The sequence below is a fragment of the Vibrio neptunius genome (genome assembly GCF_000967495.1).
GTDB lineage: Bacteria > Pseudomonadota > Gammaproteobacteria > Enterobacterales > Vibrionaceae > Vibrio > Vibrio neptunius.
The window spans coordinates 1-21,341 of the sequence record NZ_JXXU01000069.1; the positions used below are offsets into that span (position 1 = coordinate 1).

The 21,341-nt window shown below is 45.7% G+C and carries 20 protein-coding genes; 3 read left to right on the forward strand and 17 right to left on the reverse strand.

The window, feature by feature from the left end; translation table 11 throughout:
* Positions 1 to 353: 353 nt before the first annotated feature.
* Positions 354 to 1,838 (reverse strand): ketol-acid reductoisomerase, encoded by a 1,485-nt coding sequence (gene ilvC, locus TW84_RS20730; protein WP_045977524.1) that lies wholly within the window; start codon positions 1,836 to 1,838, stop codon positions 354 to 356.
* 145 nt (positions 1,839 to 1,983) lie between these two features.
* Here ilvC and ilvY point away from each other — a divergent pair, with 145 nt between their 5' ends.
* Positions 1,984 to 2,874, forward strand: a complete 891-nt coding sequence (ilvY, locus tag TW84_RS20735) for an HTH-type transcriptional activator IlvY (RefSeq protein ID WP_045977525.1) — start codon at positions 1,984 to 1,986, stop codon at positions 2,872 to 2,874.
* Between the two features lie 77 nt (positions 2,875 to 2,951).
* Here the strand turns inward: ilvY and hemN are convergent, their stop codons facing one another.
* From hemN to TW84_RS20760, 5 genes are all read right to left on the reverse strand, one after another.
* The gene (gene hemN, locus TW84_RS20740; protein ID WP_045977526.1) at positions 2,952 to 4,340 is read right to left on the reverse strand and encodes an oxygen-independent coproporphyrinogen III oxidase; all 1,389 of its coding nucleotides are present in this window, start codon (positions 4,338 to 4,340) and stop codon (positions 2,952 to 2,954) included.
* A gap of 185 nt (positions 4,341 to 4,525) precedes the next feature.
* Positions 4,526 to 5,014: a DUF2489 domain-containing protein gene (locus TW84_RS20745; RefSeq protein WP_045977527.1), complete on the reverse strand. Its 489-nt coding sequence runs from the start codon at positions 5,012 to 5,014 to the stop codon at positions 4,526 to 4,528.
* 8 nt (positions 5,015 to 5,022) lie between these two features.
* Positions 5,023 to 5,583 carry a Der GTPase-activating protein YihI gene (gene yihI / locus TW84_RS20750; RefSeq protein ID WP_045977528.1) on the reverse strand — a complete coding sequence of 187 codons (561 nt, stop codon included), beginning with the start codon at positions 5,581 to 5,583 and terminating at the stop codon, positions 5,023 to 5,025.
* Positions 5,583 to 6,221 (reverse strand): class I SAM-dependent methyltransferase, encoded by a 639-nt coding sequence (locus TW84_RS20755; protein WP_045977529.1) that lies wholly within the window; start codon positions 6,219 to 6,221, stop codon positions 5,583 to 5,585. Before TW84_RS20755 ends, yihI begins: the two co-directional genes overlap by 1 nt.
* 787 nt (positions 6,222 to 7,008) lie before the next feature.
* Entirely contained in the window at positions 7,009 to 7,626 is a 618-nt protein-coding gene (locus TW84_RS20760) for a c-type cytochrome (protein WP_045977530.1), read from the reverse strand.
* Positions 7,627 to 7,774: 148 nt separating this feature from the next.
* On the opposite strand from TW84_RS20760, the gene yihA reads away from it, so the two are divergent.
* The gene (gene yihA, locus TW84_RS20765) at positions 7,775 to 8,437 is read left to right on the forward strand and encodes a ribosome biogenesis GTP-binding protein YihA/YsxC (RefSeq protein ID WP_045977531.1); all 663 of its coding nucleotides are present in this window, start codon (positions 7,775 to 7,777) and stop codon (positions 8,435 to 8,437) included.
* Positions 8,438 to 8,948: 511 nt separating this feature from the next.
* Here the strand turns inward: yihA and spfP are convergent.
* From spfP to hemB, 4 genes are all read right to left on the reverse strand, one after another.
* The gene (spfP, locus tag TW84_RS25355) at positions 8,949 to 8,996 is read right to left on the reverse strand and encodes a small protein SpfP (protein WP_438356636.1); all 48 of its coding nucleotides are present in this window, start codon (positions 8,994 to 8,996) and stop codon (positions 8,949 to 8,951) included.
* 193 nt (positions 8,997 to 9,189) lie between these two features.
* Positions 9,190 to 11,985 (reverse strand): DNA polymerase I, encoded by a 2,796-nt coding sequence (gene polA, locus TW84_RS20770; RefSeq protein ID WP_045977532.1) that lies wholly within the window; start codon positions 11,983 to 11,985, stop codon positions 9,190 to 9,192.
* 619 nt (positions 11,986 to 12,604) lie between these two features.
* Positions 12,605 to 13,039 carry a GNAT family N-acetyltransferase gene (locus TW84_RS20775; protein WP_045977533.1) on the reverse strand — a complete coding sequence of 145 codons (435 nt, stop codon included), beginning with the start codon at positions 13,037 to 13,039 and terminating at the stop codon, positions 12,605 to 12,607.
* A 60-nt stretch (positions 13,040 to 13,099) separates the two neighbouring features.
* A complete protein-coding gene (hemB, locus tag TW84_RS20780) occupies positions 13,100 to 14,146 on the reverse strand; it encodes a porphobilinogen synthase (RefSeq protein WP_045977534.1) in 1,047 nt (348 codons plus the stop codon).
* Between the two features lie 148 nt (positions 14,147 to 14,294).
* Between hemB and TW84_RS20785 the strand changes: the two genes are divergently transcribed.
* Positions 14,295 to 15,056, forward strand: a complete 762-nt coding sequence (locus TW84_RS20785; RefSeq protein WP_045977568.1) for a TatD family hydrolase — start codon at positions 14,295 to 14,297, stop codon at positions 15,054 to 15,056.
* A gap of 53 nt (positions 15,057 to 15,109) precedes the next feature.
* Here TW84_RS20785 and tatC read toward each other — a convergent pair whose 3' ends face one another.
* The 7 genes from tatC to rmuC form a co-directional block, all read right to left on the reverse strand.
* On the reverse strand, positions 15,110 to 15,862 hold the full coding sequence (gene tatC / locus TW84_RS20790) for a twin-arginine translocase subunit TatC (RefSeq protein WP_045977535.1): 753 nt from the start codon (positions 15,860 to 15,862) through the stop codon (positions 15,110 to 15,112).
* A 61-nt stretch (positions 15,863 to 15,923) separates the two neighbouring features.
* Positions 15,924 to 16,352, reverse strand: coding sequence for a Sec-independent protein translocase protein TatB (gene tatB / locus TW84_RS20795; protein ID WP_045977536.1), 429 nt, complete (start codon positions 16,350 to 16,352; stop codon positions 15,924 to 15,926).
* A 3-nt stretch (positions 16,353 to 16,355) separates the two neighbouring features.
* Positions 16,356 to 16,592 (reverse strand): Sec-independent protein translocase subunit TatA, encoded by a 237-nt coding sequence (tatA, locus tag TW84_RS20800; RefSeq protein ID WP_045977537.1) that lies wholly within the window; start codon positions 16,590 to 16,592, stop codon positions 16,356 to 16,358.
* A gap of 49 nt (positions 16,593 to 16,641) precedes the next feature.
* On the reverse strand, positions 16,642 to 18,276 hold the full coding sequence (gene ubiB, locus TW84_RS20805; RefSeq protein ID WP_045977538.1) for a ubiquinone biosynthesis regulatory protein kinase UbiB: 1,635 nt from the start codon (positions 18,274 to 18,276) through the stop codon (positions 16,642 to 16,644).
* Entirely contained in the window at positions 18,273 to 18,878 is a 606-nt protein-coding gene (locus TW84_RS20810; RefSeq protein WP_045977539.1) for a ubiquinone biosynthesis accessory factor UbiJ, read from the reverse strand. Before TW84_RS20810 ends, ubiB begins: the two co-directional genes overlap by 4 nt.
* 15 nt (positions 18,879 to 18,893) lie before the next feature.
* Positions 18,894 to 19,676 carry a bifunctional demethylmenaquinone methyltransferase/2-methoxy-6-polyprenyl-1,4-benzoquinol methylase UbiE gene (gene ubiE / locus TW84_RS20815; protein WP_045977540.1) on the reverse strand — a complete coding sequence of 261 codons (783 nt, stop codon included), beginning with the start codon at positions 19,674 to 19,676 and terminating at the stop codon, positions 18,894 to 18,896.
* 55 nt (positions 19,677 to 19,731) lie between these two features.
* A complete protein-coding gene (rmuC, locus tag TW84_RS20820; protein WP_045977541.1) occupies positions 19,732 to 21,282 on the reverse strand; it encodes a DNA recombination protein RmuC in 1,551 nt (516 codons plus the stop codon).
* Between the last annotated feature and the right edge of the window lie 59 nt (positions 21,283 to 21,341).

The window sequence follows — 21,341 nt, forward strand, 5'->3', positions numbered from 1 at the left end:
CGAGGAACGAGTGAGTTGGGGATCTCTTATCGCGGCTTGAGAGCTATTGGAGATTCCCTACTCCTTCCTTCGTCACTCTATGGAATGACGGTTTATCTCTCGAAGGGTATAAAGCGCTGCCCCAAAAACAAAAAAGGCTTGGTCAACGGCGACCAAGCCTTTTCATTTAGATGTTGTGTTTGTTTTGTATTTATCACCCCAGTCTGCCTGGAGTTCTCTACTAACCTAGGTTAGTGAATTTCGCAGTAAATTAATATTCACAGCTAAGAACTTAAGTTCGCGGAGGTAACACGGAGTTTGCGCGAGCAAATGAGTATTACCGACAAAGAAATTAAACTCCTTAGCGAAGAAGATTAGCCGCCTACCGCGATGTTCTTCATATCAGTCATATAACCACGCAGTTCTTCACCAATATACTCAACTGGGTGGTTGCGAATCGCATCGTTCACCGCAATCAGCGTTGCATTGTCTACTTGGTTAGACGTCTCACCTAGACCTTTACCGATAACGTCAGTGCCAACTGAAGGCATGAACTTCTCACGCAGTAGCGGCGTTGCGACGTTAGCGAATAGGTAGTTACCGTATTCAGCTGTATCAGAGATAACAACGTTCATTTCGTACAGACGCTTACGTGCTACTGTGTTTGCGATTAGTGGTAGCTCGTGTAGTGACTCGTAGTACGCTGACTCATCAATGATGCCTGATGCTGTCATTGCTTCGAATGCTAGCTCAACACCCGCGCGAACCATTGCAACCATTAGGATACCGTTGTCGAAGTACTCTTGCTCTGAGATTTCAACGTCACCTGCTGGGTAGTTTTCAAATGCTGTTTCACCTGTCTCTGCACGCCAGCCTAGTAGGTTGGCATCGTCGTTTGCCCAGTCAGCCATCATAGTGCTAGAGAAGTGACCTGTGATTACGTCATCCATGTGCTTGTTGTACAGTGGACGCATCAGCTCTTTCAGCTCTTCAGAAAGCTCAAATGCTTTGATTTTTGCTGGGTTTGATAGGCGATCCATCATGTGTGTGATGCCACCAAACTTCAGCGCTTCTGTAATGGTTTCCCAACCATACTGGATTAGCTTACCTGCGTAGCTTGGGTCAATACCTTCAGCAACCATCTTTTCATAAGAAACGATTGAACCCGCTTGTAGCATGCCACATAGAATAGTCTGCTCGCCCACTAGGTCAGATTTTACTTCAGCAACGAATGAAGACTCTAGACAGCCCGCGCGGTGACCACCAGTACCCGCAGCCCAAGCTTTAGCGATATCCCAACCTTCACCTTTTGGATCGTTCTCTGGGTGAACCGCAATGAGGGTAGGAACGCCGAAGCCACGCTTGTACTCTTCACGTACTTCTGTACCTGGACACTTAGGCGCAACCATCACGACTGTTAAGTCTTTACGAATCTGCATACCTTCTTCAACGATATTGAAGCCGTGTGAGTAACCTAATGCTGCGCCCTCTTTCATTAGCGGCATTACCGTCTCAACCACATTGGTGTGCTGCTTATCTGGTGTTAGGTTAACCACTAGGTCTGCTTGAGGGATAAGTGTCTCGTAGCTGCCTACTTCAAAACCATTTTCTTTCGCGTTTTTGAACGATTGACGCTGTTCATCAATCGCTGCCTGACGCAGTGCGTAAGCCACATCAAGACCTGAGTCACGCATGTTCAGACCTTGGTTCAGACCTTGTGCACCACAACCAACGATAACCACTTTCTTACCTTTCAGATAATCCGCTTCTGTCGCGAATTCACTGCGGTCCATAAAGCGACAACGGCCAAGCTGATCTAGCTGCTCACGTAAGTTTAATGTATTGAAATAGTTAGCCATGTTAGGGCTCTCCTTTGAGAATTTATCCGTTTGGGTCGGTGTTTCATTACCGAATGCCTCGATACTAAATCAGACATTAGGTTGCTTAAAGTGATATATTCACAATTAGTTATTGCAAAAAATGCAACAAGGAAGCACTTATTTTATGAACATTAAAAGTCTGCAATTGTTCATTCACCTGTGTGATAGCAAAAGTTTCGCCAAAACAGCGTCTGCCATGCACATCAGTCCTTCTGCTCTCAGCCGTCAGGTACAAAAGTTAGAAGCAGAAACAGGCCAAGAACTGTTCGTACGGGATAACCGCAGCGTTGAGTTGACCCCTGCGGCCAAAAAACTTTTGCCTGTTGCTTTAAAGATTCTCGGAGAATGGCAAAACTTCAACGCGCAGCTACAGGGGCATGAAGAGGAGTTAAAAGGTGAAATTCGTCTGTTTTGCTCGGTGACCGCCAGCTATAGCCACCTGCCTGAGCTGTTGTCAGAGTTTCGCCTTCAACATCCGTTTATCGAGTTTAAACTGTCTACTGGCGATCCGGCTCAGGCGATAGACAAAATCCTTAACGATGAAGTCGATGTCGCCATCTCTGCTCAGCCAGAAACACTGCCCGCCAAGCTCAAATTTGAAACCATAAGTGAGATTCCACTGTCGGTGATCGCTCCGGTCGGGGTGAGCAACTTTGCATCAGCTCTACAAAATGATAAACCTGACTGGTCGTCTATTCCTTTTATTGTGCCGGAATCGGGTACCGCACGAGACCGCGCCAACACTTGGTTTAAAGCAATGAGAATTAAGCCGAACATCTACGCGCAAGTTTCAGGTCATGAAGCCATTGTCAGCATGGTGGCGTTGGGTTGCGGTGTTGGGATCGCACCCGATGTGGTGATCAACAACAGCCCAGTCAAAGAGAAAATTCAACGGCTCAAAGTGGCGTCGATTAAACCCTTTAAGCTTGGGGTGTGCTGCAAGCGTTCACAGCTGGATAATCCACTAGTCAAAGCACTATGGGAAGTCGCACAAGACGCTTATATTGCGCCCTAACTGGTTAACCGCATAAACAATAAAGCCACCGTTTTCGGTGGCTTTATTGTTTATGGTTATCGAGGCAACTGAGACGATTAAATCACTCGCGAGAATTGCTGCTGACGCGCCTTCGCTCGGAGATATTTATCAAAACACATGCAGATATTACGAATGAGTAGACGACCGCGTAATGTCACTCGTATTTCTTTGTCGTCGACTTCCACTAACTCATCATCAATAAAGGTTTGCAACAACTCTAGATCTTCGCTGAAGTACGGGTTGAACTGAACATTGAATTCCGTTTCTATAGCTACTTTATCAAGCTTAAAGTTACAGATGAGTTGTTTGATAACCTCTCTTCGGAGTAAGTCATCACTATCAAGAGAGAGACCTTTCCATAATGCATGACGCTGTTCATTGACCTGAGCATAGTACTTTTTCAACTCCTTCTGGTTCTGCGCATAGGCATCACCAATCATCGAAATAGCAGAAACACCAAAGCCAACCAAGTCACATTGACCTTGCGTGGTATAGCCTTGGAAATTGCGGTGAAGGATGCCATTACGCTGAGCCACAGCCAATTCATCATCCGGCTGAGCAAAGTGGTCCATACCAATAAATTGGTAACCGGCGTTGGTCAAGGTGGCGATAGTGTCTTGAAGAATGGCCATTTTCTCTTCTGCTTGTGGCAAGTCTTCATCTTTGATTTTACGCTGAGCAGCAAACAGTTGCGGCATATGAGCATAGTTAAAGATAGACAGGCGACCCGGCTTCATTTCAAGCACTTGAGCCAGTGTTTCAGCAAAACGAGCTTGAGTTTGTTTCGGTAGCCCGTAAATCAGATCTAAATTTGTCGAACGGAAGCCCAACTGTTTCGCACGCTCAACCATAGCAAAAATGAATGCTTCATCCTGTTCACGATTGACCAGTTTCTGAACTTCTTTATTGAAATCCTGAACACCAATGCTTAAGCGATTAAAGCCTTCTTGTCGCAAGTGATCGAGCATATCGAGTTCAATCTCACGCGGATCGACTTCAATACTGATTTCTGACTCAGCTTCAAAGCTAAATTCAGCGCGCAGAATATTCATCAAACGGCTGATTTGGGCTTGGGTCAAAAATGTGGGTGTACCACCACCAAAATGCAACTGGGTCACCTTACGTCCTTGCAGTAAGGCGGCACGTGTCAAAATCTCCTGCTCCAGTACATCGAGATACTCATCCGCTTTATGGGCATGACGCGTAATGACCTTATTACAACCGCAGTAATAACAAAGCTTGTGGCAAAAAGGAATATGGATGTAAAGCGACAGTGGTCGCTCTGGATACTCAGTACAAGCCATGTCGTAGTCGGCAATGGTAAACGCCTCATGAAACTCTAAGGCAGTTGGATAAGACGTATAGCGTGGACCAGAATAGTTGTACTTATCTAGGATGGCTTGATCCCACACTATTTGTTGGCTTGCGACGGCTTGCTGAGACATGGTGTACTTCCGTTAATGCTGTAATGCGTATCCGGTGTGATTGACCGTGATAAATTTGGGGCTATTTTGCCACACACTGAGGCGGGTCACCGGGTGGCAACGTAATTATTGAGTGACAATAGTCAGAATTGATAACTCGATCACTCACTCATCAGTGTAAGTGATCGAGTGACTAAAGTATCAATCTAGATCATCTGAATGTTGATCTGGTTGTTTAAAGGCTGAACTTTTTTCTGCAGCAGTTTTAGCTCTTCGACGATCGCGTCCTGAAGACGCGACTCGGCTTTGTGGCGTTCCAGATTTTGCTTCATGCGATCTTTCTTCGCCATTTGTTGGCGATCGTCACCACGAGGCATATCTTTTACAATGTGGAAAAGCTCGGCTGTCGCCGGGAATTCCTTATCAAAATCAATACGATCTTCACCCTGAACGTAGTCCATGATGTTGTAGACACGAATACTGATTTCCGATAAATCACACTGGCCCTGAATGCCGGCCATACACAATATATGGACGTTTTCAAAGATGTTGGCGTTACGCTTTTCGATGGCCAGCTTCTTATGCTGTTCCTGCAATTCCTTTTGCTTCTTCAACTGGAGCAGAAGGTAACCTGCATAGGACGCTAAGCCGAGAACAATGACTCCACCAGCAATGGCTAACAAGGTTACGTTCATGAATCGCTTTACCCTTTAAACTGGTCCAAATCTAGATCTTCAAACTGCGATAGCAGTTCATCTTCTGATGAGGTTTTCTTGCTCGCCTTTTTCGCCACAGGCGCGCTCGGCTCTTCAACGACTTCTGGCTCTTCTTCCTCTTCTTCGTAGAGGCCTAGTTGCTTCATCAGTATTTCAATACGTGCCAATTTCTCATCGACATACTTCTGAAGACCTGCACCTAAACTTTCACCATTATCAAGGCGATCAAGCAGGACATTCAACTGGGCGTCATTTTCCAGCATCTCCAGCTCTTGTTCTGCATTAACACGACGTTCGGCCTTGGTTGGCTTCTTCACCGCTTCAACCACGAGAGGAATTTTCTTCTTGCTACCTAGACGTGTATCGCGCTTTTGTCCCGCTGTCTGCTGTTTAAGTTGCTTCGCTTCAGAATTGCGACCACCGGTCTTTAGACCTTTACGTTTCTTCTCTTTTTTACGCAGACGTCCTTCAACGTCAGCTTCTGTACGATTTCGAACAACAATAACGTCGCCATTACCGCCCGATCTTACTTTCTTACTACGGCTCATTACTGGGCTTTCCTCAGTAAAATTACATCATTACCAATAAATTCAAGCTTGAGCTGATCCCGCTCTGCCAAGTACTTAAACGTGTTACGGCTAAAAAAGACCACATGCGTTGGGTCATTTTTATAGTGCCATCTAGCAAACGCTTCGACATCAATGACCATCTTGGTCATCAGACCAATCCAGCCACCTGGCTTAACTAAATTCAACCATTGCTGCCATATTTGATCTGGATAATACAAATGCTCGATCACCTCAGTGGCAGTCATAAAGTCATAAGTACGATTTAGCACCTCAGTATTGGGGTGATAATAAAGGTCGTACAACGACATGTTGTGTCCCTGCTCTTGCAACATCAAGGAGAGTGTTGGACCAGGGCCACAACCAAAATCTATTCCTGTCGAGCCAGACTCAATACGTTCCAATATGGGGGTTGCAACCCGCGATAAAAAGGTACGATAGCCAGCATCATTTGGATCGTTCTCATGCAGATCGTAGTGGGCTTTTTCAGCCTTTGCATCCAATCTTTGCTCTGGGTTAACAAACACCAGCTCACATCGCGGACATTGGAGATACTCACGAAACTTGTCTCCAAAGTAATTCAGTGATTCCGGGTTATGGCAAAGTGGGCAGTGGTGCATGATGACATCCTCAAACAGGGATGCGAAACATACCAGAAAGTGGCCAGAGAGTGGAGTACTATTGTGCAAATAATCATCGATTCAGTGAAATATTCCCTCTCCGACCAATAATCTTATCGATGAAATAAAGCAACCGTGTTGACGAGAGATAGAGGCTAGTGGATTTCAGATATAAAAAAAGCGATAGATAACTCTATCGCTTTCTAAAAATGCCTTTCGGCGAAACTGTGTTACACGGATTATCGTGCACCAAATTTCCATTTGTTTTAGGCGCTTTCCCTGCAAAAGGTGTCGTTTTTCACCGTCCTGGTGAATTTTGGCTTTCCGTTTACTTCCCGTATCTGGGCTAGTCCTTAGCCTGATCCTTTTCGCTGTCTACACCATTAGACGAGTCGACCATCCCTATCCAGTAAGCTTCCTGCTTACCTATATTCCTTTAAGACCTCCAAGCATCCATAGCCTGCATCCTTGGAGACCATCATGGTCTAAATTCCGTATCAGCGCCCTGCCGATAAGTACACTTTAACGATTGACCAATTTTGAACAATCCACTTGAAGAAAAAAAACGTCTTTTTTTTCCCCTTCAATCCTCTTCTATTATTTTTCAAACAGTTATAAACAGTGTGAAGAAATGAGCACAAGATAGCATAGCCGATCTCTCACAAAAACTCGGGAAAGATGGAGCCACACAAGGAAAAACCCGATGTGACGTGTGTCATACGAAAAAGCCCAGACTTTCGTCTGGGCTCATTCAATACAACATTGCTCGGGCAGTATTTAATAGGGCTTAGTGTAGGCCGCCAACATATTTAGACAAAGTATCGATGTCTTCGTCTGTCAGTTTCTTCGCGATATCTTGCATCATGCCATTCATATCATTAGCACGAGAACCATCACGGAATTTTACTAGCTGAGCTTTAATGTAGTCAGCATGCTGACCTGAAATTTTAGGGAAACCTGAAAGCTCAGTACCGTTACCGCGAGGGCCATGACATGCAATACATGCCGTCAGACCACGTTTTGCATCACCCGCTGTATATAGGGTTTTGCCTTGCTCCACCACGTTTTCAGGCGTCGTGTTGTGAGAAATTTGTAGAGATGTATAGTAAGCCGCAAGATCTTTCATATCCTGCTCAGACAGTGGCATCGCCATACCGCCCATGACTGGATCCACACGACCCTGCTGACCACCACTGGTCATACCCAGTTTGAAGTCTTTCAGCTGTTTCTCAATATACTTAGCATGCTGACCTGCTAGTTTAGGGTACATTGCGAGTTGGCTGTTGCCATCAGCACCATGACAAGCAACACAAGTTTGGGATTTTGCTTTACCAGCTTCGATACTGCCTTGGGCCCATACAGAGCAGCTGGCTAAAAGACTCAAGATTAGCGCTAATTTCTTCATGACATTCCATTATAATTATCAAGCTTCCAGTACCACTCCGAGTTGCCACTCATGGTACAATAGGCGACCTTATGCCGAGCACGGTTATTTTACACAATTTCACATAAAAGTAATCAATCGACTACACAAAGTCGAGATGGAGTTAACAGTGAGCGTAAAAATTCATTATCAAAACACCCATTTCATCACCAGCGCACCTGATATTCGTCACATGCCTGAAGATGAAGGTATCGAAGTTGCGTTCGCGGGACGCTCCAACGCGGGCAAATCGAGTTCTCTTAACCGACTTACCAACCAAAAGAGTTTAGCAAAAACCAGTAAGACACCAGGCCGAACTCAATTGATCAACCTATTTAAAGTCACTGAAGGTTGCCACATCGTCGATCTACCAGGATACGGGTTCGCCCAAGTTCCACTGGAGATGAAAAAGAAATGGCAGAAGTCATTGGGAGAGTATTTACAAAAGCGTCAATCATTAAAAGGGCTGGTGGTACTGATGGATATCCGCCATCCAATGAAAGACCTAGATCAACAACTGATTTTCTGGGCTGTAGACAGCGGTATACCAGTGCAAGTGCTGTTGACTAAGGCCGACAAGCTCAAAAGTGGAGCACGCAAAGCCCAGGTACTGAAGATTAAAAATGACGCGGTCGGCTTTGGTGGCGACGTTAGTGTGGCAGCGTTTTCTTCTTTGAAAGGTCTTGGCGTTGACGTACTGCGTAACAAACTCGATGAGTGGTTTGCGCCTGCCGTCGCACAACAGTTAACGGATGAGATTATTGAAGACCAGCAAAGCGACGAACAAGAATAATCACACTTTTGAGTAACACGAGCCTCACTGTTCCCCAGTGGGGCTTTTTTGTGTCAGCACAACAAGGAACGCACAAAATAAAAATCCCCACCACTTGGTGGGGTAACGGGAGAGAAATAAAAGGTTGTTATTATTATCCCAGTAGAATTGTTCAAAGCCGCAGATAATGCAACGCTTGTTTTCTCTCTTCTCCTTTGCTCTCTCACCACACAAATCATCTCTAAAAACATGATAAATATAAGAAATAAAACCATAACCACCAAACCATGTGCACAAGTTAAGGCTTGGTTTTCTAGTTGAAAAAATAAAAGTGTGACTGAAGTTTTATTACAAAATTGGCCTGAGTTACCAAATACTCTCAATACTCACGATTAAGAATATGTGATCTGGTGATAGATACTGAACAAGGAGGCATAATATAGGGGAATTGCAGGAAGTTTTTGAAATATATAAACTTTTTATTTTGCACAATAAAAAACGCCCCAGTCAAATACTGACTGGGGCGGCTGAATCAGCCTAATCCAATAACGTGAAACAAAAGGTCTGAAAGATAGAACATCTTACCTCTGTACCCTACGCAGATTAATGTACAACAATTGGTCAGAAATGGAAACTATTTTTGTAATTTTTTTTCATTAAGATTTTATTTAACTACATTACTCACTTATAAACATTGGCTTTTTTAGACTCAAAAAAAAGCCAGCGACTGGGCGCTGGCTCATGTAATTCGGCGAATTTACGCTATTTTCTGGCTAGTGTGCTTGATCCCAGTTGTCGCCATGACCAGATTCGGCTATCAAAGGCACATCAAGCTGAGCCGCTGACTCCATCAATTCTTGTACTTTACTTTCAATTTCGGCTAAAGCTGACTCTTGAACTTCAAAAACAAGTTCATCGTGTACTTGCATTAACAGCTTCACTCGCCCCTGACCTTGGTTTTCAATCCATGAGTCAACCAGCAACATGGCTTTCTTAATGATATCTGCTGCTGTGCCTTGCATTGGTGCGTTGATCGCCGCACGCTCTGCCGCTTTGCGACGCATACCATTACGTGATTTTATTTCCGGAAGATGCAAACGGCGGCCAAAGATGGTTTCGACATAACCTTGTTCAGCGGCGGCGCTACGTGTGTCTTCCATGTATTGCATCACACCTGGGTAGCGCTCAAAGTAGGTATCCATGTATTGCTGTGCTTCGCCACGTGGAATGCCCAACTGTTTGGCCAAACCAAATGCACTCATGCCATAAATCAGGCCAAAGTTAACGGCTTTAGCACGACGACGTTGCTCTGAGCTCACTTGGTCGATAGTCGTACCCATAATTTCTGCAGCTGTGGCTGCGTGAATGTCTTTTCCTTGCTGGAAAGCGTCTAACAGTGCCTTATCTCCTGAAAGGTGCGCCATAATACGCAATTCAATCTGGGAGTAATCGACCGCCATGATCTTGTAACCATGTGGAGCAACAAACGCCTGACGAATACGACGACCTTCTTCATTACGAATAGGGATGTTCTGTAAGTTAGGATCAGTCGATGATAAACGGCCTGTCGCGGTAACAGCCTGATGATAAGAAGTATGTACACGCCCTGTCTCAGAGTTAATCATCTTCGGCAGTTTGTCGGTGTAGGTTGACTTAAGCTTAGCCAGACCACGGTACTCCAAAATTAACTTAGGCAACGGGTAATCTAATGCCAGCTCTTGTAGAACCTCTTCATTGGTTGAAGGCGTGCCAGACGGCGTCTTCTTAATGACCGGCAGACCCATTTTTTCGAATAACAGTGCCTGTAGCTGTTTCGGAGAGTTCATATTGAACTCTTCCTCAGCAATCTCATAAGCTTTCTGCTCTAGCTCGTCTAAACGCTGTGCAATTTCCTGAGACTGAGCCGCTAACTTCATGTCGTCAATCAGAACACCAGTGCGCTCAATACGTGATAGCACAGGAACCAAAGGGACCTCGACCTCTTCATAGATGGTTTTCAGTTTTTCGTCTTGTTCAATGTTAGCTAATAGGCGATTGTGTAAACGAAGCGTCACATCAGCATCTTCCGCCGCGTATGGTGAGGCTTGCTCCAATTCAATCTGATTGAACGTAAGCTGCTTTTTGCCTTTACCCGCTATCTGCTCAAAAGAAATACAGCTATGCTGTAGGAAGCGCAATGCTAGACTGTCCATGTCATGCTTACCACCGACACTGTTGTATACATAAGACGCCAACATGGTGTCATGCTTAATGCCTTTCATCTCAATGCCATAACGAGCCAATACCGACGCATCGTACTTTAGGTTCTGTCCCACTTTCGCCTGAGCATCATCTTCAAGAATCGGCTTCAATTGTTCTAAAACCCAGTCTCGTTCAAGCTGCTGCGGGGCATCAAGGTAATCATGTGCCACAGGTACGTATGCAGCGATGCCTTCTTCTGTCGCAAACGACACACCAACCAGATTAGCGACCATGTAATCGAGGTTGTCGGTTTCGGTATCAAACGCAAAAACGTCCGCCGCTTTGAGTTTATCTAACCAAGTGTTGAATGCCTGTTGGTCAAGAATGGTTTCGTACTGACTGCGATCAATGGTCACTGCAGAGGTGTCGATCTCGCTGGCTGTCGCAGAGACTCCTGCCCCCGACACTGCACCGGACTTTTCATCTGCCAAGACAACACCCGTACCACCTTCGAGTAATTCATTGAGCCAGGATTTGAATACTAACTGGCCATAGAGTTTGATCAGTTCGTCAGTATTCGGTTCGGCCTTGAGCAGTGAATCTGGTGTTTCATCCAGCTCAACATCCAACTTAATCGTGGCGAGCTCGTAAGAAAGAAACGCTTCTTCTTTGTTATCGACCAGCTTTTTCGCCATGGTCTTCGAACCACGGAACCCAAGCGGTGCGATGTCATCAAGGTTGTCATACAGCGTTTTCAAGCTACCGATACCTTGCAGCAACGCGGTTGCGGTCTTATCACCGACACCCGGCACACCTGGGATGTTATCAACTTTATCGCCCATCAAGGCGAGATAGTCGATAATCAGCTCTGGTGGGATACCAAATTTTTCAATCACGCCTTCTCGATCCATCACCACATTGGTCATGGTGTTGATCAGAGTCACGTTGTCATCCACCAACTGCGCCATATCTTTATCTCCAGTACTGATTAACACTGGCATCCCCGCTTGTGATGCTTGGTAAGCTAATGTACCAATGACATCATCAGCCTCCACACCTGGTACACAGATTAAAGGCAGACCCATTGCACGAATCACATTGTGCAGAGGTTCAATCTGACAGCGGAGATCATCTGGCATTGGCGGACGATTGGCTTTGTATTCCGGGTACATCTCATCACGGAATGTTTTCCCTTTTGCATCAAACACCACGGCGATGCGTTCAGACGCGAACTGGCGCATCATACTGCGCAACATATTCACAACGCCATAAACCGCATTAGTCGGGATATCACCATTGCTCATAGTGCCCGGATAAGCATGAAATGCGCGGTAAAGATAAGAAGAACCGTCAATCAAAATCAACGGGTTGTCAGGAATACGAGCCATAGTCTTTAAGCATCCAAAGAAAAAAGATCTGCCTAGGATGCCATGACTCTTTCAGTGGATCCATTTTAACTCTGCCTGTACTACTCACACATTTGACGAATAATCCTCTGAACTGCACCCCAGTCTGTGGATAACTCTGTTTATATTATTTACACCCCAACACTGAAATCAGTCACAAAACTGCAATTAAACAGTTTAATTAGTTGAAATTTAATAATAAATAATTAGATCCGGCATCATAATAACGATCCGAACATGATCTTTAACTGTGGAAAAGCTCATCGGTGTCCTTTTATACAGCCATGAATTTCAGACATAAAAAAAGCGACATCTTATCGATGTCGCCTAGCAAAAAGGGGTTAAAGCTTATTCAATCGAATAGTGCGCTTTACCATAAAGCTATAAATTACACTGGAAGCAATGTGAGCAATGTCGTGTCAAAAAGAACTAGTGCAAGTTCAATTAAGTTCAGTGTCATCACCGTCTCCAAGTTGAATCTGGTAACTCGACGTCCTTGTGAACTTCTCTTATTCCCTAAGACGAGATAAATAATAATTATTCTCATTTATCTCGTCAACCCCTAAATGAGAAAAAATCTCATTTAATTTTTATGACAGTGCTAAAACTGTTTCACGAAGTGAATTCTTGATTCGACGAGAGGATCTTTTACTTCAAATTTTTCAATTAGATAGCCATTCCTAAGCAAGAGTCTCACCATGGAAGGAAATTGATTACGAGATTTCACCTTAAGTTGAGAATAAGCGTGTTTTTTGACCCAGATCTCCTGATAATCGAGCAGCTTCTGTGCTACCCCCTTATTTCTAGCCAATGGTGATACCCCACCAAACCAGCTATAAAATGTGTTTTCGTCGATCTCATATCCAATTTTAAACCCAAGTAATTGGCCATTTTCTTCAGCCACTTGAATAAGGTGCCGCTTACCTTCTAATCGTTCGGACAAGCTTTCTACGCTTTCTTTGTGTATGAACTCTTTGATAGTCGCAACAATCTCAACACACTCTTCGAGTGTGCCAAGTCGATATTCAACGCTCATCGCTCCTCCTTAAACAACAAAGGCTGGCAAAAGCCAGCCTTTTCATCTTTGTAAACTGAGCTATTCAGCGTCTTTTAGAAACTGAGCAGGCTGAGCATTTTCTTCGGCTAACCACTCAGCGACATCTTTAGCAAAATAAGTCAGGATGCCGTCGGCTCCTGCGCGCTTAAAGCAAAGCAGTGATTCCATCACAGTCTCGCGCTCTTTAAGCCAACCATTTTGGAATGCCGCCTTGTGCATCGCGTATTCACCCGATACTTGATAAGCGAACGTCGGGACTTGCAGTTCCGATTTAACACGGCGCACCACGTCAAGATATGGCATACCCGGTTTGACCATCACCATATCCGCGCCTTCGTTGACATCCATCGCAACCTCGTGCACCGCTTCATCACTGTTGGCCGGATCCATCTGGTAGTTTTTCTTGTTACCACCTTTAAGGTTCGTCGCTGAACCGACTGCATCACGGAAAGGCCCATAGTAGTAAGACGCGTATTTCGCAGAGTACGCCATGATCTGAGTATTGATATGCCCTGCTTCTTCCAACGCTTCACGAATCGCACCAATACGGCCATCCATCATATCAGACGGTGCAACGACATCAGCGCCCGCTTCCGCATGGGACAAAGCCTGTTTGACCAGAACTTCTGTGGTCGCATCATTCAGGACGTAACCTTCATCATCGATGATGCCATCTTGACCATGAGTCGTGAACGGATCCAATGCCACATCGGTAATTACGCCGATTTCTGGCACATGCTCTTTCAAAGAACGAACCGCGCGCTGAACCAAACCCTCTGGGTTGTATGCTTCAGCTGCACACAAGCTTTTTGCGTCCTGATTCACCACAGGGAACAATGCAATCGCCGGCACACCGAGTCTGGCCAAGTATTGTGCTTCTTCCAACATCAGGTCGATAGACAGGCGCTCAATTCCAGGCATAGAGTCAACGGTTTCACGGCGGTCTTTCCCCATCAAAATAAACATTGGGTAAATCAGATCGCTTGCGGTTAATTGATTCTCAGCCATGAGGCGACGACTAAAGTCATGCTTGCGTATACGACGCATGCGACGGCCAGGGAACTGACCTTGAATGGAAACTGACACTCTGTTCTCCTTGTGTGGTGAAAGTGCTTGATTTGCATAATATCACTCTTGTGTGGTGACGCTAGCGGCAAGCGATAAAAATGCAAAAAATGACCAAATGCTCACACTGCCGTATACTCTGGCCAATCAAGCTTTACAGAGACAAACCATGATCGATACTCACGCCCATATTTATGCCAGCGAATTTGATAATGACCGCGACCAAGTGGTAGAGAGAGCCTTGGCTCAAGGAATAGACAAAATCCTGCTGCCAAACATCGATCTGGACTCGATTGAGCCGATGCTAAAAACCGAGGCGGCCTATCCGCAGGTGTGTCGTTCTATGATGGGGCTTCACCCATGTTATGTCGATGGCAATGTTGAACAGACACTGCAAGTCATTCGCCATTGGTTTGAGAAACACAACTTCATTGCTGTAGGGGAAATCGGCATCGATCTCTACTGGGATAAGACTTATAAAGCCGAACAGGAAATGGCATTTGTCACCCAGCTCAACTGGGCTAAAGAGATGCAATTGCCTGTCGTTATTCATACCCGCGATTCCATTGAAGAAACGCTCCAACTGCTTGAGCAGGAACAGGATGGATCGTTGTCTGGTGTATTCCACTGTTTTGGTGGCAGCATTGACGAAGCAAAAGCGATCAATGGATTAGGCTTTCACCTCGGCTTGGGTGGGGTATCGACGTTTAAAAATGGCGGGATGGATAAAGTCATTCCGTCGCTGGATATGGACTATGTGATCCTTGAAACGGACTGCCCTTACCTAGCTCCAGTGCCACACCGTGGCAAACGCAATGAACCTGCATACACATCTTTGGTTGCACAGCGAGTCGCTGATTTACGTGACATCAGTGTCGACCAAGTCGATGCCATCACCACATCCAACGCTACTCAACTATTCCAGCTGTAGTACAAAAAAGGCTTGCCACGTGGCAAGCCTTTTTCTTCGATCATAACCTGATATCAGGCTTCTTCTTGTTGTTCTTCATCGTCACTCTTACGCACATAGAAGCGGGCAAAGAACAGGCCGACCTCAAACAACAAGCACATCGGGATCGCAAGCAACGTCTGCGAAATCATATCCGGCGGCGTCAGCATCATGCCGACGATAAACGCACCAACGATAATGTATGGGCGCTTTTCGCTTAAGCTTTTCGGATCCGTCGCCCCCGTCCAGCACAACAATATAATCGCAACCGGCACTTCAAACGCAATACCAAAGGCTAAGAACAACGCCAGCACAAAATCGAGGTAACTGGAAATATCCGTAGCGAACTCTACACCGCCCAGTGATATCGCCGTGAAAAAGCCAAAAACCAGTGGGAATACCACGAAGTACGCGAAAGCGACGCCACAATAGAACAGCAGCGAGCTGGAGAACATCAGTGGCATGATCAGTCGTCGTTCATGCTTGTATAGACCGGGAGCAACAAACGCCCAGACCTGATAAAGAATGTACGGCACAGCCACAAAAATTGACGCAATTAAAGTCAGTTTAAGTGGTGTGAAGAAAGGCGATGCAACATCGGTCGCAATCATTGTCGCCCCTTCAGGTAAGCGTTCAACGAGAGGCGACGAGACAAACTCATAGATGTCATTCGCGAAATAGATCAGACCAATAAACACCACTAGAACGGCAACAATCGCTCGTAACAGGCGATTACGCAGCTCTAGAAGATGGCTGATCAAAGGTTGTGTCTGCTCAACAGAAGACATGAAAACCTCTACTCTAAAAGATCGAAAAGGAGCTGCTCACAGCAGCTCCCCTAATACGAGACTATTCGGCTTTTTTATCTGCCTGAGGTGCTGGCTCGGTATCCAGTGACTCGACCGCGTCTATGGAGTGTTTCGCTTCTGTAATGGACGGTTTATCCATTTCAGTTTCAACGCTGGTAGGCGTTGGAGCGCTTTTACTCGCATATGGGCGCTGCACATCTTGCGCGGCTTGCTTGAGTTCTTCAACAGAAGACTTTAGCTCTGGTGATAGATCTTCCATCCCCATTTTCTCAGCTTTACGCAAGTTTTCTTGCAGTTCCTGAACCTTTAATTCATGCGAAAGCTCGTCTTTCACACTGTTTGCCATGTTTTTCGCTGCGCCGATAAATCGTGACACACTGCGAATCGCATGAGGCAACCGCTCTGGACCGAGAACCACCAGCCCGACGACAGATATTAATACCAGTTCCCAGAAACCGATATCAAACACGTGTTACGCCTGCTCTTTGTCTTTCTTGGTTTCAGCAGAAGCTTCAGCTTTCTGCTGCTCAATGTTTTTTGGCTCAAAATCCGCGTCTTTTTTCGCCGGATCGTCATCGTTCATGGCTTTCTTGAAGCCCTTCACTGCGCCACCTAGATCACCACCGATACCACGTAGTTTCTTAGTACCGAACAGAAGAATAACAATGACAGCAATAATCAGAAGTTGCCAAATACTAATACCACCCATTTTTTATACCTCGGGTCTTATTAAACAAATTATTTCAAGAGCTTAACGTCTATTGACGATAAGCTCGCCAACTGAGCAACCAAAATGTGACACCACCGATAGCGCTTACCATGGATAGCTGCTCATATGCACTGTTGACCAATATTGCCGAGCATACGACTAATGTGGCCCCAATACCAAATAAAAATTTCCCCGTTGCCTGCTGACGTTTCGTTGTACGGTAGCCTTGATAAAGCTGATCCATACGCTGATTCATCATCTTGCCCTGACGTAAACTGTCATACAGTAGCTCTGGCAATTCAGGCAACTTCTCTGCCCAAAACGGTGCGCGATCTTTAACTGCATTAATCACCGCCTGCGGCCCAACTTGATTCATCATCCATTTTTCAAGGAATGGCTTCGCAGTTTCCCATAAGTCAAGCTGTGGGTAGAGCTGACGTCCCAAGCCTTCTACATACAATAGTGTTTTCTGCAGCAGCACCAACTGTGGCTGCACTTCCATATTGAAACGACGCGCGGTGTTAAACAGATTCAGTAATACATGTCCGAACGAGATTTCACACAACGGCTTCGCAAAAATCGGTTCACACACAATGCGAATGGCGAACTCAAACTCATCAATGTTCGTTTCACGTGGAACCCAACCTGATTCTACATGTAACTCAGCCACACGACGGTAATCACGATTAAAGAAGGCGAGGAAGTTTTCCGCCAGATAGCGTTTATCTTCACTATTCAGCGTTCCAACAATGCCACAGTCCAAACCAATCCATTGTGGATTGTCCGGGTGCTCGGGGTTAACAAAAACGTTGCCCGGATGCATATCGGCATGGAAAAAGCTGTCGCGGAACACCTGAGTGAAAAAGACACTCACACCACGCTCGGCCAATAGCTTCATATTGGTGCCGTTGGCCTTCAAGCCTTCTATGTCAGAAACTTGGATGCCGTATATTCGCTCAGAAACCATGACAGTTTCATTACTAAAGTCCGTAATTACTTCAGGAACATACAATTCATCACTGCCTTCAAAGTTTCTTCTCAGCTGAATCGCATTGGCCGCTTCTCGTCGTAAGTCCAACTCATCAAGGAGCGTTTTTTCATACTCACGCACCACTTCAACTGGTTTCAAACGACGTGCTTCAGGAAGTGCTTTGGCGACTATACGCGCCATTCGGTACATCAGTTTTAGATCTGCATCAATGACCGGACGAATATCTGGCCGGATAACCTTTAATACCACTTCTTGGTTAGTCGACTTGAGCTTGGCGGTGTGGACTTGAGCGATCGATGCGGAAGCCAGTGGTTTGATATCAAAATCGGTCAACCAATTTTCCAACGGGCCACCTAACGCCAGCTCAATCTGCTCTTTAGCTAACTGACCGTCAAAGGGAGAGACTTGGTCTTGAAGCAACGCCAGCGGATCGGCAATGTGCGCAGGGAAGAGGTCACGTCTGGTCGACATCATCTGACCAAACTTGATCCATACTGGACCAAGCTCCTGCAGAGCAAGGCGTAACCTTTCACCTAACTCTTTGTCAGCATGTTGGTTTTTAATCCAAAACAGCGCTTTTCGAGCAAGCAGAGGGCCTTTGGTTAACTGGTGATTAGGCAGCAGTTCGTCGAGACCGTATTCGAGCTGAACTTTGATAATGCGGTAAAGTCGTTTCAGTTCAGCCGGAGTCATGCGCGCTCCAGTAGCTGATTTAACTTAGCTTCAACACGAGCAGCCTGACTTCTGGCGTCGTCGACCTGATCGCAGAAATGCGCAATTTCCAACGGTGCTGGCGCCAGCTTCCACTCTTCAGTAATGACCTGAGCAAGGTGGTTCTGGTGCTTATCCGCTTTCGCTTTGACAAACTGCCCTAAGTTGGACACGCCTTGAACTAAATTGTGCGCGACTACATCACCTGTGACGCGCGAAAGCCATTCTTCAATATCTGGTTTACAGTCCGTCATGAGTTGAGAGAATTTTTGTGCCAGCTGAATATCCCCTTCCAGTATCACTTTGTCTTGCTTAATCAACTTGGTGATATTGGACTGGTCACGCAGCTCTGGCAATACCGATAGGTTCAATGATAGGTAGCAGTCTGGCTGGCCTTCGTAATTCGCCAAAACATCAATTTGCTGGCTGAAGATAAAAGTCAGTGTCTTATTGAGCTCTTTGAGGTGAACTTGAATCACCTGTCCTTTAAGACGAGCAAGACGACGCCCCAACTCAGGGTCGTCGTTGATCAGTGTATTGAGTGTCGATTCAATCGCAGCAGTAACAAGAGGTTCAAATGGCATAGCGATCCTTTAACCTCAGAATTTGTAGCCACGATGGAGCGCAACAATACCACCCGTAAGATTGTAGTAGCTAGTATTGCCAAAGCCGGCTTCTTCCATCATACCTTTGAGGGTTTCTTGATCCGGATGCATACGAATAGACTCTGCCAGATAGCGATAGCTCTCAGAATCATTCGCTACCAACTCACCCATTTTCGGCAATAAGTGGAATGAGTAAGCATCATAGAGTTTTGACAGAGGTTCAAACACAGGCTTAGAGAATTCGAGCACAAGAAGACGACCACCAGGCTTCAAAACGCGGAACATTGAGCGCAGGGCTTTGTCTTTATCTGTCACGTTACGCAGACAGAAGCTGATCGTAATGGCGTCAAAGTAATCATCTGGGAAAGGTAGCTCTTCGGCGTTAGCCTGAACATAATGCACGTTACCAACAATGCCATTATCACGCAGTTTGTCACGACCAACATTCAGCATTGAGTTGTTGATATCAGCCAGAACCACATGTCCCTTTTCACCCACGATACGAGAAAACTTCGCGGTTAGATCGCCAGTCCCTCCCCCCAAGTCCAGCACGCGTTGACCAGGGCGTACGCCGCTACAATCAATCGTAAAACGCTTCCAAAGGCGATGCACACCACCAGACATTAAGTCGTTCATGATGTCGTACTTAGCTGCAACAGAATGGAATACCTCTGCTACCTTGGTGACTTTTTCTTCTTTAGCGACTGTGGTGAAACCAAAGTGCGTGGTTTCATTTGATTCTAAAGCTGTATTCGACTGCACGCTTGTATCTGTCATGATGATTCCTCTTCGAGCAACGCTATGAATAAATACGACTGAGCGCTGCGGGCGATTAGTTTACTTTATCCTCAGTCGGATGTCTTTCAGCGATAGAATCATTTTCACTCACCGAGTTGTTTTCTGTGAGCCCATCATATTGAGCCAGTTCTGTCAGGTTCGAAGATATTGGTTTTTTTACCTCAACACCAAGCTGCTTAAAGCTTTCAGCTTGGCGAATCACATTTCCTCGGCCAGTGGCGAGCTTGTTCATCGCACCTTGATAATTCTGGTTCGCTTTATCCAGCGCGCCACCTAAGCTTTCCATATCATCAACAAACAAGCGCAACTTGTCGTAGAGCTTACTGGCTCGCTCAGCAATGACTTGTGCATTCTGATTCTGTCGTTCGTTGCGCCACAAGTTATCGATCGTACGCAATGCCACCAGTAAGGTTGTCGGGCTAACTAGAATGATATTTTGCTCCATCGCATCCTTAACAAGATCTGGGTCTGCCTGAATCGCTACCTGAAACGCTGGCTCAACGGGAATAAACATCAGCACATAATCGAGGCTCTGAATCCCTTTAAGCTGATGATAGTCCTTTTGTGATAGCCCTTTAATATGATTCCTAACTGATAGTAAGTGTTCACTTATAGCTTGTTCTTGATCTAACTCTGATTCGGCGTTGAAATAGCGCTCATAAGCAACTAGGGTCATTTTAGAATCAACGACCACTTGTTTGTCTTGCGGGAGGTAGACAATCACATCCGGCTGATAGCGTTTACCCGCTTCGTTTTGCAGGCTCACCTGAGTCTGGTATTCGTGCCCTTCACGCAGTCCAGACTCTGCCAAAACGCGAGCAAGGACGACCTCTCCCCAATTACCTTGCTGCTTATTGTCGCCTTTGAGAGCCTGAGTCAGGTTAACTGCTTCACGCGTCATCTGTTCATTGAGGCGTTGCAGGTTCTTCAGTTCATAAACTAAGGTGTGTCGCTCCTTGGCTTCAACCGTGAAGCTATCGTTTACCTGCTTCTTAAAACTCTCGAGTTGTTCCTTTAAAGGAGAAAGTAAACCTTCAAGACTCTGTCGGTTTTGTTGGTCGACTTTGGCAGTCTTTGCTTCAAATAACTGATTGGCCAGATGTTCAAATTGCTGTTTAAGACGAGATTCGGCTTGTTCCAGTAGTTGCAATTTGTCGTGGTTGGCTTTGTTCTCTTCTTGATGGCGAGCTTCTTGCTCTCTAAGTTGAGCCTCTAGTTGAGCCTTCTGATCGCGGCTTTGAGTCAGTTCCTCAGCATATTGTTGCCGCTCTTGCTTAACTGCCTCGAAGTAACGCAACTTTTCCAATACCGCCATCAATTTACCGTGCGACTGTTTGAGTTCATAAGCGGCTCTATCACGCTCACTATCCAGCTCGTCCAGTTCCTGCTGTGCTTGTTCTAGCTCTTTTTGTAACTGGTTGATCTGTGTTGTTGCCAGTTGCTGGTTGGATTCAAGTTGTTGTTTCAAAAGCTGTTGATCAAAACGTGTTTTCTGCCTGATCCACCAGCCCACTCCGACTCCGCTGATCGCCGCACTGCTAATAGCGCTGATAAGTAGGGCTTGGTTATCCAGAATCCATTGCATAATAAAGGGTTAACTCTTATTTCATGTACTGTATCAATGGTATTTTACCACTGGATAAA